At 72.9% G+C, this 11,797-nt stretch carries 9 protein-coding genes and 1 CRISPR repeat array (1 of these 10 cut by a window edge); of the genes, 1 reads left to right on the top strand and 8 read right to left on the bottom strand.

What is annotated here, in order from left to right:
• Window positions 1-2 precede the first annotated feature (2 nt).
• From ACIO6U_RS12600 to ACIO6U_RS12590, 3 genes are all read right to left on the bottom strand, one after another.
• Complete coding sequence (locus tag ACIO6U_RS12600; protein WP_355336553.1) at window positions 3-1,652, bottom strand: long-chain fatty acid--CoA ligase; 1,650 nt, start codon at window positions 1,650-1,652, stop codon at window positions 3-5.
• A gap of 203 nt (window positions 1,653-1,855) precedes the next feature.
• Window positions 1,856-2,380, bottom strand: a complete 525-nt coding sequence (locus ACIO6U_RS12595) for a SigE family RNA polymerase sigma factor (protein WP_355336554.1) — start codon at window positions 2,378-2,380, stop codon at window positions 1,856-1,858.
• A 511-nt stretch (window positions 2,381-2,891) separates the two neighbouring features.
• The gene (locus tag ACIO6U_RS12590; RefSeq protein ID WP_401718157.1) at window positions 2,892-4,055 is read right to left on the bottom strand and encodes a DUF1906 domain-containing protein; all 1,164 of its coding nucleotides are present in this window, start codon (window positions 4,053-4,055) and stop codon (window positions 2,892-2,894) included.
• 375 nt (window positions 4,056-4,430) lie between these two features.
• Here ACIO6U_RS12590 and ACIO6U_RS12585 point away from each other — a divergent pair, with 375 nt between their 5' ends.
• Complete coding sequence (locus ACIO6U_RS12585; RefSeq protein WP_355336556.1) at window positions 4,431-4,730, top strand: hypothetical protein; 300 nt, start codon at window positions 4,431-4,433, stop codon at window positions 4,728-4,730.
• Window positions 4,731-4,875: 145 nt separating this feature from the next.
• On the opposite strand, the gene ACIO6U_RS12580 is transcribed toward ACIO6U_RS12585, so the two are convergent.
• The 5 genes from ACIO6U_RS12580 to ACIO6U_RS12560 form a co-directional block, all read right to left on the bottom strand.
• Window positions 4,876-6,069, bottom strand: a complete 1,194-nt coding sequence (locus ACIO6U_RS12580) for a lipid-transfer protein (RefSeq protein ID WP_401718154.1) — start codon at window positions 6,067-6,069, stop codon at window positions 4,876-4,878.
• The gene (locus ACIO6U_RS12575) at window positions 6,066-6,467 is read right to left on the bottom strand and encodes a MaoC/PaaZ C-terminal domain-containing protein (protein ID WP_401718151.1); all 402 of its coding nucleotides are present in this window, start codon (window positions 6,465-6,467) and stop codon (window positions 6,066-6,068) included. Before ACIO6U_RS12575 ends, ACIO6U_RS12580 begins: the two co-directional genes overlap by 4 nt.
• Window positions 6,464-7,486 carry a bifunctional MaoC family dehydratase N-terminal/OB-fold nucleic acid binding domain-containing protein gene (locus ACIO6U_RS12570; RefSeq protein WP_401718148.1) on the bottom strand — a complete coding sequence of 341 codons (1,023 nt, stop codon included), beginning with the start codon at window positions 7,484-7,486 and terminating at the stop codon, window positions 6,464-6,466. The genes ACIO6U_RS12575 and ACIO6U_RS12570 overlap by 4 nt, the downstream gene beginning before the upstream one ends.
• A gap of 90 nt (window positions 7,487-7,576) precedes the next feature.
• Complete coding sequence (locus tag ACIO6U_RS12565) at window positions 7,577-8,776, bottom strand: ribokinase (RefSeq protein WP_401718145.1); 1,200 nt, start codon at window positions 8,774-8,776, stop codon at window positions 7,577-7,579.
• Window positions 8,777-8,924: 148 nt separating this feature from the next.
• A complete protein-coding gene (locus ACIO6U_RS12560; protein WP_188281503.1) occupies window positions 8,925-9,230 on the bottom strand; it encodes a hypothetical protein in 306 nt (101 codons plus the stop codon).
• Between the two features lie 547 nt (window positions 9,231-9,777).
• A CRISPR array of direct repeats spans window positions 9,778-11,797; the repeat unit is 28 nt; unit sequence GGGAACAGCCCCGCGGGCGCGGGGAGCA; it runs 590 nt beyond the window's last position.

Below are 11,797 nucleotides of genomic sequence, written 5' to 3'. Positions count from 1 at the left end.
CGTCAGAGCTGCGTGACGTCCAACTCGCCCTCGGCGAACGCCTTGCGGATGACCTTCTTGTCGAATTTGCCGACGCTCGTCTTCGGCACCGCCGGAACGATCGCCCAGCGCTCGGGGATCTGCCAGCGCGCGACGCGCCCGGCGAGGAAGTCGTGCAGGGCGGCGTAGTCGGCGGTGGCGCCCTCGCGCAGGACGACGGTGGCGAGCGGGCGCTCGCCCCAACGCTCGTCGGGGACGGCGACGACGGCGGCCTCGGCGACATCCGGGTGGGCCATGAGGTGGTTCTCCAGGTCGACGGAGGAGATCCACTCACCACCGGACTTGATGACGTCCTTGGACCGGTCGGTGAGGGTGAGGAAACCGTCGTCCGAGATGACGCCGACGTCACCGGTGCGCAGCCACCCGTCGGGGCTGAACTTGTCCTCGGGCCGCACCGGTTCCTCGCCGACGCCGCCGTAGTACGCGGCGGCGATCCAGGGCCCGCGCACCTCCAGCTCACCGGCGGACTCGCCGTCCCACGGCTGGACGGAGCCGTCCGGGCCGATCAGCCGGGCCTCGACGGAGGCGGGGAAGCGGCCCTGGGTGATCCGGTAGGCCCACTCCTCCTCGGGGGTGACCCCGGCGGGCGGCTGCGCGACCGTGCCGAGCGGCGACGTCTCCGTCATGCCCCACGCGTGGCACAGGCGTACGCCGAGCTGCTCGTCGAACGCCTTCATCAGGGCGGGCGGGCAGGCCGAGCCGCCGATGGTGACCTGCTTGAGCGAGGTGATGTCGCGCGGCTTGGCGGTCAGCTCGGCCAGCAGCCCCTGCCAGATGGTGGGGACGGCGGCGGCGTGCGTGGGGCGCTCGCTCTCGATCATCTCGGCCAGCGGGCCGGGCTGGAGGAAACGGTCCGGCATCAGCAGGTTGATGCCGGACATGAAGGCGGCGTGCGGCAGCCCCCACGCGTTGACGTGGAACATCGGCACCACGGGCAGCGAGGTGTCGTGCGAGCTGAGCCCCATCGACTCGGTGGAGTTGACCTGCATCGAGTGCAGGTAGATCGACCGGTGCGAGAAGACGACGCCCTTGGGGTCGCCGGTGGTGCCGGAGGTGTAGCACATGGCCGCGGCGCTGCGTTCGTCCAGCTCGGGCCAGGCGTACGTGGTCGGCCGCCCGTCCAGCAGCTCCTCGTAGTCGTGCACGGAGGGACGTACGCCGTCCAGCACCGAGCGGTCGCCGGGGCCGACCACGACGACGTGCTCGACCGAGTCGAGCCGCGGCAGCAGGGGCGCGAGCAGCGGGAGCAGCGAGCCGTTGACGAGGATCACGCGGTCGGCGGCGTGGTTGATGATCCAGGTGAGCTGCTCGACGGGCAGCCGGAGGTTCAGGGTGTGCAGGATCGAGCCCATGGCGGGGATCGCGAAGTACGCCTCAAGGTGCTCGGCGTTGTTCCACATGAGGGTCCCGACCCGGTCGCCCTCGGCGACCCCGAGCCCGTCACGCAGCGCGTTGGCGAGCCGGACGGCGCGCAGACCGACCTCGCGGAAGGAGCGGCGCTGCGGCTCACCCTCCCCGGTCCAGGTCGTGACCTGCGATTTTCCGTGGACCAGCGTCCCATGGACCAGGATGCGGGTGACGGTCAGCGGTACGTCCTGCATCGTGCTCAGCACAGGGGGCCTCCGGCGGCTACGCGAGGGTAATGTCCTCGCGATTCTGCGTGCATACCGATCGGTACGTCACTACCCCGCGCGGTATTGCCGCCGGTTCGTTCCGGGCGGCGCGGCGGTCGGGGGGACCGGGGCGCGGCCCGCCGGACGGCGTGGCACGTGTCGTGGGGATGTGTGCGACGCCCGCCCCAGGGCCCGGGCAGGCCCTAGGCGACGCACAGCTCCAGCTCCGGATCGTCGCGCAGCTTGCCGAGGGCGCGGGAGACCGCGCTCTTCACCGTGCCGACCGAGACGCCCAGCGCCTCCGCCGTCTGCACCTCGCTCATGTCCTCGTAGTACCGCAGGACGACCATCGCCCGCTGGCGCGGCGGCAGCCGTGCGACCGCGCGCAGCAGCGCGTCCCGCTGGGCCTGCTGCTCGGTGATGTCGGGGGCGCCGGTCGCGGCGGGCTCCGGCACCTCGTCGGTGCTGAACTCGTCGACCTTGCGCTTGCGCCACTGCGAGGTGCGCGTGTTGACGAGCGTACGGCGGACGTATCCGTCGACGGCCCGGTGGTCGTCGATCCGGTCCCAGGCGAGATAGGTCTTGGTCAGGGCGGTCTGGAGCAGGTCCTCGGCGTCGGAAGGGTTGGGGGTCAGGGAGCGCGCGGTGCGCAGCAGCGTCGGGCCCTTGGTCCGGACGTAGGCCGTGAACTGCGTCGTATTGGCGCTGGTGCACACAGGCGTGGTCATGGCTTCACGTTAGGAGCCGACATGCCCGTGGCGGATCGGCCGCAGGTGCCGAAGCGGGATCACTCTCAGGTCGTAGGACGGGGGTTGTCCCCACCCCCCGAGGGGGGAGCCGGGGGTCGGGGTCCCGCAGGGGTTCCTCCGGAGAAGAGCGGGGTCCGGGGGGCGGACACGGTCCCTGAGCGGGCCCGTGGCCGCCGTACGGGCGCTGCCCTGGTGGCCGTATGGGCGGACCGCCGCTTTACGTGTGCGGGCTGCCGCCGTACGCGGGGGCCGTCGCCGTACGCGTGCGGCCGTCGCCGCCACGGGCCGCGCCGGGGTCGGCCCTGACGTCCGCCCCGGGGCGGTCCTGGTGTCATCCCCGGGTCAGCCCCGTACGACCTCGGCGTCAGCCCGTGGTCGTACATCAGCGCGGTCCGAGCGTCCGGGAAGCTCGGACCGGCCTCGGACCGGTGCTCAGGAGTGGGCGCTCAGCAGGGGGGCGCTCACGACTGGGGCGCTCAGGAGCGGGCGCTCAGAGCTTGGCGACGGGCGCGTCGATCAGGTCGCGGTCGATCGACAGCTTGTGACCGCCGTGCGTCTCGGTGACGGCGCCCGTGTACTGGTGGATGCGGCTGTGCGAGGCCCAGGCGGAGGGACGCAGGACCGGTTCGGCGGTGAGGGTGGGGGCGACGCCCCAGCGGGCGTACCAAATGGCGCCGGGGAGGTCGGACGTACCCGCCCTGCGGGCCTTCTCCATGTGCGCGATGCCGGAGTCGGCGCTGCTGTAGAAGCCGGGCACATAACCGCGCGCCCGCACCTGGCGGTCCCAGGCGCGTACGAAGGACAGCGTCGCGTTCGCGCAGCTCGCCTTCCTGAGGTCGTACGCCTCCATGTCGAGGTAGAGCGCGCTGCCGCGCTTCATGCCGAGCGCGCCCGCGGCCTTCGCCGCGTCCGCGCCCTCGCTCGTGCCCTGGGCCGTCGCCCGCTGGGGGTCGATGCGGAACGGGTTCTTGTTAGACCCTCTCACGCAGGGGCTCTGCGAACCGACGTAGATCGGCAGCAGGCTCCAGCCCGCCGCGGTGGTCTGCTGTACCCAGTTGTTCGTCAGATTGCGCTGCGTCTTGCAGGCGCGGGCCCGGCCGCCGAAGTAGATGCCGACGGCGCGGTACGGGGAGGAGGCGCGCCAGGCGCGCATCGTGGCGAGGTCGGGGGCCTGGCAGGTGTCGAAGCCGCGGCCCTTGAAGACGCGCGGGGCGACGGCGGCGTCCTCGGGGAAGGTGGCGGCGTCGTCGGACGCGTCGTCGGTGCCGGGGAATCCGGTCTCGTCGGGGGCCTGGGCGTCGTCGGGAGCCTGGGCGCCGTCCGGAACCTGGCCGTCGTCCGAGGCTTGGCCGTCATCCGAGGCTTGGCCGTCGTCCGACGCCTGGGCTTCGGCGGCCGCGGCTTGGGCTTCGGCGTCCGCGATCCAGCCGGCGGGGTCCGTCCTGTTGTCGACGGGGTCGATGTGCCCGTCGGCCGCCGCTGTCCCCGCGCTCGCGGGGCCCGCGCTGGCCGCCGGGACATCGCTGTCGGCGACGGCCGACACCGTGGGAAACAGCAGACCGGTCAGCGTCAGCGCGGCGGCGAGGACGTAACGAGTGCGGCGCGTACGGCGCACGCGGTGCGCGTAACGGATAAACCTACTTGTTTCGGTCATTCGCCGAGTCAACGTGGCGGGCGGCCCGCACGGGCGGAGACACGCCGCCGGGTCGGGCCGTACGGGCCCCGAACCGCTCGGGCGGCGGGCACTGCCGCCGCGTCGGCTCCGCCGGGCCTGGCGCCGGACCCGAGGTCGGGGCCGTCCCTCCCCCCTCCCGGACCTGCTGACCCGCTACCGCGCTCGGCTGCGCGTGCGCGCTTCCCGGCACTCGGATACGCCGACGACACGCGGGCCTGATACGCAAATTACCGTAGTACGTGGGTTATTTGCATGATGGCGTCGGATTGCTACGGTCACCCCGTCGCTATTTGCACCCACGCGGGCGGGGCCGCTTCGGCGTCGACCGCGTGGCCCCGTAGGGAGGACCTTCTCGTGCTCCGTGCTCGTATCGCCGCCGCGGGCGCCGCCGTGGCGCTGGCCGCCGCAGGGCTTGTCGCAGGCACCGCCCCGTCCGCTCAGGCGTCGACCCCGCCCACCCCGTACATGTGCCCCTACTTCCTCAACGACGGCGCGCACGGTCTGTACGTGTGGACGTACGGGCAGGGCTGGCTGGTGTGCAGCTACAGCCCGCACGCCGAGCTGTCCTGTCGGTACAACGCGTTCAGCGGCGACGCCTGGTTCAACGCGCCGAATCCCGACTACTGCCCGACGCGCGCGATTCCGACGGCCTGACACGATTCCGGCGGCTGCCGACGGCCTGGGCCGGTCGGCCGCCGCCCTTCCCTCCGGGGGTCCGGGACCCCGACCCCACCGGACCCCCGGACCGTCGGACCTTCGGACCTTCGGACCTTCGGACCGTCGGAACCCCGCGCCCGCCTCAGGCCCCGTCCGCCGACAGGATCAGGCCCGAGGTGGGGACGCCGGTGCCGGCCGTGACGAGGGTGTGGCCGACGGAGGCGACCTGGTTGACGCTGCTGCCGCGCACTTGGCGGACGGCTTCCGCGATGCCGTTCATGCCGTGCAGATACGCTTCACCGAGCTGGCCGCCGTGGGTGTTGACCGGGAGGCGGCCGTCGATCTCCAGGCCGCCGTCCGCGGCGAAGTCCGCCGCCTCGCCGGGACCGCAGAAGCCGAACTCCTCCAACTGCATGAGCACGAACGGCGTGAAGTGGTCGTAGAGCACCGCCACGTCGACGGCGGCCGGGCCGAGGCCGCTCGTGCGCCACAACTGCCGTGCCACCACGCCCATTTCGGGCAGCCGGGCGAGGTCGTCGGCGTCCCGGTAATAGCTGGTCATCTGCTCCTGCGCGCGGCCCGCGCCCTGCGCGGCGGCCGTGACGACGGCGGGTGCGCGCCGCAGGTCGCGGGCGCGTTCCGCGGAGGTGACGACGATCGCCTGGCCGCCGTCGGTCTCCTGGCAGCAGTCGAGCAGCCGCAGCGGCTCGACGATCCAGCGCGAGGCGGCGTGGTCGGCGAGGGTGATCGGGCGGCCGTGGAAGTACGCGGCCGGGTTGTTCGCCGCGTGCCTGCGGTCGGCGACCGCGACATGGCCGAAAACCGATGGTTCCAGTCCGTAGACGGACAAATATCGGTTTGCCGACATTGCCACCCACGAGGCGGGGGTGAGCAGACCGGGGGGCAGGTTGACGCCGAGCGCCGCCCCTTCCGCCGACGGCTCGCGCCCGAGGACGCCGGAGCCGAAGCGGCGGCCGGAGCGTTCGTTGAAGGCCCGATAGCAGACCACCACCTCCGCGATCCCGGTCGCCACCGCCATCGCGGCCTGCTGCACCGTCGCGCACGCCGCGCCGCCGCCGTAGTGCACGCGCGAGAAGAAGGACAGCTCGCCGATTCCGGCCGCCTGCGCCACCGTGATCTCAGGGCTGGTGTCCATCGTGAACGTCACCATGCCGTCGACGTCCCCGGGCGTCAGCCCCGCGTCGTCCAGCGCCGCCCGCACCGCCTCGACGGCCAGCGTCAACTCGCTGCGCCCGGAGTCCTTCGAAAACTCCGTCGCCCCGATCCCGACGACGGCCGCCCGGCCGCCGAGCGCGTCCCGCCGCCGAACACTCATGACTCCTCCGGGAGTTGCAGGATCTGCACGGTGACCGTGCCGGTGACGTGCCGGCCGAGCGCGTTCACGCCCACCACCTCGACGGTCGCCGTCCGGTCCGCGAGCGCCGTGACCGTGCCCGTCAACTCCATCGTGTCTCCAGGGTAGTTGGGCGCGCCGAGCCGGATGCGTACTGCCGTCGTCACCGCATCCGGGCCGAAGTGCGCGGCCACGTAACCGCCGACCAGGCCGTTGGTGGTGAGGATGTTCATGAAGATGTCGGGAGAGCCTTTGGCGCGGGCGAGTTCGGGGTCGTGGTGCACGTCCTGGAAGTCGCGCGTGGCCAGCGCCCCGGCGACGACGAGGGTGCGGGTGACGTCGATACGGCGGGGCGGGAGGGTGTCGCCGACGGCGGTCATGCGGGGTCCTCCGCTTCAGGGGTGGTGACCGTACGGTCGGGTTCCGTGTCGGCAGGTCCCGTATCGGCGGGTTCCGTGTCGACGGCGCGGAAGGCCGGCACGGTGAGGTCGTCGTCCGCGTCCAGGAAGTCGAGCAGGACGGGCGCGCCGATCCGGACCTTGTCGTACGGGACGCCGATGACGTTCCCCAACAGCCGTACGCCCTCGGCCAGTTCGACGAGCGCGACCGCGTACGGCGGATCGAAGGCCGGGAACGGCGGGTGGTGCATCACCACGTACGAGAAGACGGTGCCGGTGCCGGAGGCGGGGACGGTGTCCCAGTCGGGGGAGCCGCAGGCGTTGCAGCCGGGGAGCCACGGCAGGCGCAGGGTGCCGCAGGCGGTGCAGCGCTGGATGAGGAGTCGGCGGTCCTCGCGGATGGCCTGCCAGTAAGCGGCGTTGTCGCGGTTGACGACCGGGCGGGGGCGGGTCGCGGACTTCGTACGGGCGGGGGCGGGAGCGGGGGCCGGGTCCCGCGCCGAAGTTGCCTGCACGGGTGCGTACTTGAGGATGCGGAAGCGGTGGGTGCCCGCGAGTACGCCGTCGGCGTGGACCTCGGTGCGGGTGGTGACGAAGTAACCGGCCCCGAGCTTGGTGGACTTGCGCGGCGAGACGGATTCGACGACCGCGTCGAAGGTGACCCGCTGACCCGGCCGCAGCGGCGCCACGTACTCCTGCTCGCAGTCGGTCGCCACGACGGCCGCGTAACCGGCCTCGTCCAGCCGTCCGAGCAGGTCGTCGTAGCCGGGAGTGCGTCCCTCGTGGCCGGACAGGCCGCCCATCGTCCACACCTGGAGCATGGTGGCGGGCGCGGTGCCGTCGGGGGGTACGGGGTGGCCGAGGGCTTCGCACCAGTGGCGGATCATCGGGGCGTTGACGGGGTCCTTGCCGATGCCGCCCGTGGCGGCCGGGGTGCCTTCGTAGCGGCGCAACTCGGCGTGGAGCGGGTCGCTGTCTGCCGTTCCGTCCGATCCGTCCATGGCGGCGCCGCCCTCCCTCAACAATCTGACTGTCCGTCAGATTCGGACGGGAGGGCGGCTGTTGTCAATGGGCTTGCGGGGGTGGCGGGTTCAGGCCGGGGGCTCTTCCGTGCCGGGCTCGGGAGCGGGGGCGGGATCGGGGTCGGGTCCGGGGGCGGGCGCGGGCCCGGAGGCGGGCGCGGGTCCGGGGACAGCGGCGGAGGCGGACTCTTGTGCGGGTTTTCCGCCCGGCCCGCGACCTCCCTCACTCTCGGCCAGAAGTTTTCCACAGGCTGTGGACGAAAGTTGGGCACCGGATTCGCCGACCGCCGCCGCCCCGACGCGTACCGCCCAGCCCGCCGCCTCGACCAGCCCGTCCCCCTCCGCCAGCCGCCAGGCCAGCGCCCCGGTGAAGGCGTCACCCGCACCGGTCGTGTCGACCACCTCGACCGAGACGGCAGGCAGCCGCGTCGTACGCCCCCGGGGCGGCTCCGCGTCCGCGCGTACGTTTTCGCGTACGTTTTCGCGTACGCCCGCACGCACGTCCCCGCTCACGTCTTCGCGTACGCCCTCGCTTACGTCCCCGCTTACGTCCTGGCGCTCGACGACGGTCACGCCCGCGCCGCCCATGGTCACGACGGCGGACCGGACACCGAGCCGGAGCAGGTCACGCGGGTCGGCCTCTGCGGCGGAAGCCGCGCCGAGCAGGACGCGCATCTCGTGCTCGTTGACCACCAACGGGTCTGCGCAGGACAGGAGTTGACCCGACTCGGCATCGTCCCTGACGGCTTCGGGCGGTGAGGGGTTGAGCACCAGGCGGGCGCCGTGCCGCTCGGCCGCGCGGGCGGCGGCCCGTACCGCGTCCATCGGGACCTCGCACTGCGCGGACACCACGCGCACGGCCGGCCCGACCGCGGCGGTCACTTCGGCCGCCGTGAGCGCGGTGTTGGCGCCCGGTACGACCACGATCGCGTTCTCGCCGTCGGCCGCGACCGTGATGAGCGCGATGCCGGTGGGCACCGTCTTCTCGGTGCCGAGCGCGGTCGTGTCCACGGCGGCGGACCGCAGTTCGGCGGTGAGCCGTTCCCCGTACGCGTCCGCCCCGACCCGCCCGCAGAAACCCACCCGCGCGCCCAACCGGCCCGCGGCGACAGCCTGGTTGGCCCCCTTGCCGCCCGCGTGCACGGCCACGCCCGACGTACCGAGCACCGTCTCGCCGGGCGCCGGGTGGCGGTCGACCCTGACCACCAGGTCCGCGTTGGCCGACCCCACCACCAGCAGCGTCACGCCGTCCGCCGTACTCCTGCCCACCGTTCACCGTCCTCGCCGTTCCCCGCTTCGATCATCCTGCCGTGGAACGCGTGCGCGCGGCGGCACATGGCGTGCCGCCGCGCGTACGCGTCACCGGTCAGGAGTGGCGGGGCGCCCCCTCACGCCGCCGCCGAACCCGCGGCGCGGGTCACCAGAGCTGTGAGAAGTGGATGCTGACGTTGTCCTGGTGGATGGCGGTGAAGCCGGAACCGGCCACGCTCGCCGTGTTGTTCTGGTTCGACGCCCCGGCCCCGGTGGCCGCCTGCTGCGTCGTCGTCACATTGCCGAAGTTGCCACCCCCCACGTTGCCGCCGGAGTTGCTCACCACCGTCGCGTTCGAGTGGCCACCCGCGAACGCGCCGTCGTCTGCCGAGGCCGTGCCGGCGAACAGCACGGCCGCCAGCGGCAGTGCGGCAACGGCGGCCAGGGCACGGACGGTACGGATGCTTGCCATGGTGTTCCCTCCAAGGGGACATGTTGCGGGACTAGTTGAACTGTCCGGACTTGTGGAAGCCCGGTCCGATCCGGAGCACCGCGGTTGGCCGACCGCGGTGCCGTCTTGCTTCTTCGAGCGGCGTCGCCGAGACCAGAGTTGCCCACCCCACCCCTCCCGAACCCGCCCCTCCCCCTCTTTTCCCCCGCAAGCGTGACGATCTGTCGACAAACCCCCCATTCCCCACCCTTTCCCCCACCCCCACCCCCCACCCCCTCCACCCCCCAGTCCCCCCAAGCGCCAAAACGTTCCTGCCCCTTTTCAGCCATTTTCCGGTCACCACCAGAAACCGACGACACAGGGAGCGCCACAGGACACACAAAAGGTGGGGCCGGCTCCCGATCGCATCGAGACCCGACCCCACCTGCATGTTCACTACCTACCGCGGAGGCTGTGGGATTTGAACCCACGGTGACATCGCTGCCACGACAGCTTTCAAAACCGCTCGGCCATACAGACTCGCGCCGCTTCTTTCCTACGAAGAGCCTGGGTTGATCCGCTGGAGGGCGGGAACAGCCCCGCGGGCGCGGGGAGCAGAGCGCCAGGACGCCGTCGAGGGCGTCGGCCTCGGGAACAGCCCCGCGGGCGCGGGGAGCAGTACCGCAACGGCAGCGGCCCCGACGCGGCCGTGGGAACAGCCCCGCGGGCGCGGGGAGCAGGGGGCGGGGGCGCCGTGGATGACGATGGTGATGGGAACAGCCCCGCGGGCGCGGGGAGCAGTGGCCGTTCTCCAGGGCCATCACGGTCTTGCGGGGAACAGCCCCGCGGGCGCGGGGAGCAGGGCGTCCGCAATGTCCTGGTCGGACTGCTGGTGGGAACAGCCCCGCGGGCGCGGGGAGCAGCCACTCGGAGGCGATGCGCTCATGGCCCTAAAGGGAACAGCCCTGCGGGCGCGGGGAGCAGTGGGAGCGCCGTGGTGACGAGATCACCCGCACGGGCACAGCCCCGCGGGCGCGGGGAGCAGACGAACTTGGCCACACTTGCGGTGACGTCGCTGGGAACAGCCCCGCGGGCGCGGGGAGCAGTGCACGTCGCGGGCTCGTTGCCCGAGGCGAGGGCGCGCGGCCTGGGAACAGCCCCGCGGGCGCGGGGAGCAGTTGCCGACGCCCTGGCCGGACAGCCTGATCTCGGGAACAGCCCCGCGGGCGCGGGGAGCAGAGCTCCGGGCTCGGCGAGATCGTGCTCACGCTGGGAACAGCCCCGCGGGCGCGGGGAGCAGGCCTCCTTAGCCTGTGAGGCGTGCCCGCCGTGAGGGAACAGCCCCGCGGGCGCGGGGAGCAGAGGGCGGCGGCCTCGTGCCACGCCAGGAACGGGGGAACAGCCCCGCGGGCGCGGGGAGCAGAGCAGCATGTGGTGCTTCGGCAGCATGCGCATGGGAACAGCCCCGCGGGCGCGGGGAGCAGCGCCGCCCGGCCACAGTCCTGGACCGGCCACCGGGAACAGCCCCGCGGGCGCGGGGAGCAGGGCGACTCCTACCCGGTGCGCGAGAACGCGGAGGGAACAGCCCCGCGGGCGCGGGGAGCAGTGCGTGGGCATCGACTACGGCACCGTCAACCCGGGAACAGCCCCGCGGGCGCGGGGAGCAGGACGCCGTGTACTCACGGACATGCGACACCTGGGGAACAGCCCCGCGGGCGCGGGGAGCAGCGGGGAGAGCCCCCGGATCCCCGGCCGAAACGGGGAACAGCCCCGCGGGCGCGGGGAGCACGGAGGCGGAGGAGGTCGAGCGGCTGCGAGCGGAGCGCGACCAGGGAACAGCCCCGCGGGCGCGGGGAGCACTTCCAAGGCCCGTTTGCCGAGAAAGCGACGCTGGGAACAGCCCCGCGGGCGCGGGGAGCACCTGCGACGTGGTCGTGGTGCACTGGCTCACCGGGGAACAGCCCCGCGGCGCGGGGAGCACGGCCCAGGCGCGGTCCCACCGGGTGGGCTCGGGGGAACAGCCCCGCGGGCGCGGGGAGCACTTGGCGAAATGGTTTTCGCGGCGGCGTCGCTTGGGAACAGCCCCGCGGGCGCGGGGAGCACAAGGCCGATGTCACGTTGGACGGCGACACCAAGGGAACAGCCCCGCGGGCGCGGGGAGCACCATCCGCCGCCGGCGGGCTGACGGTCCCGTAGGGGAACAGCCCCGCGGGCGCGGGGAGCACAATTCCGGCTGCGCCGCGGACTGACGACCATCGGGAACAGCCCCGCGGGCGCGGGGAGCACCACGGGGACCGTCACACCTGCGACGGCCGCCAGGGAACAGCCCCGCGGGCGCGGGGAGCACGACCCGTTGCCCTGCTGCTCATGACCACGTCGGGGAACAGCCCCGCGGGCGCGGGGAGCACCCAGGCGCAACGTACACGCTGTGCATGTGGGCGGGAACAGCCCCGCGGGCGCGGGGAGCACGGGCTCAGCAGCTCAGGCGCGGCGTCCATGACGGGAACAGCCCCGCGGCGCGGGGAGCACTTCGACGCTGGCGTGGCTGGCGGACTTCGTCGGGGAACAGCCCCGCGGGCGCGGGGAGCACTCGGCAAATCCGATCCGAA

Source organism: Streptomyces sp. NPDC087422, from assembly GCF_044744145.1.
Lineage (GTDB): Bacteria > Actinomycetota > Actinomycetes > Streptomycetales > Streptomycetaceae > Actinacidiphila.
Note: the sequence above shows the minus strand (reverse complement) of the source record. Positions and strands in the feature narration are given on the sequence as shown.

Coding starts and splice junctions, on each gene's coding strand:
- ACIO6U_RS12570 (WP_401718148.1), bottom strand. CDS start 7,486: ATGGACGGATCGGACGGAACGGCAGACAGCGACCCGCTCCACGCCGAG.
- ACIO6U_RS12575 (WP_401718151.1), bottom strand. CDS start 6,467: ATGACCGCCGTCGGCGACACCCTCCCGCCCCGCCGTATCGACGTCACC.
- ACIO6U_RS12580 (WP_401718154.1), bottom strand. CDS start 6,069: ATGAGTGTTCGGCGGCGGGACGCGCTCGGCGGCCGGGCGGCCGTCGTC.
- ACIO6U_RS12595 (WP_355336554.1), bottom strand. CDS start 2,380: ATGACCACGCCTGTGTGCACCAGCGCCAATACGACGCAGTTCACGGCC.
- ACIO6U_RS12590 (WP_401718157.1), bottom strand. CDS start 4,055: ATGACCGAAACAAGTAGGTTTATCCGTTACGCGCACCGCGTGCGCCGT.
- ACIO6U_RS12560 (WP_188281503.1), bottom strand. CDS start 9,230: ATGGCAAGCATCCGTACCGTCCGTGCCCTGGCCGCCGTTGCCGCACTG.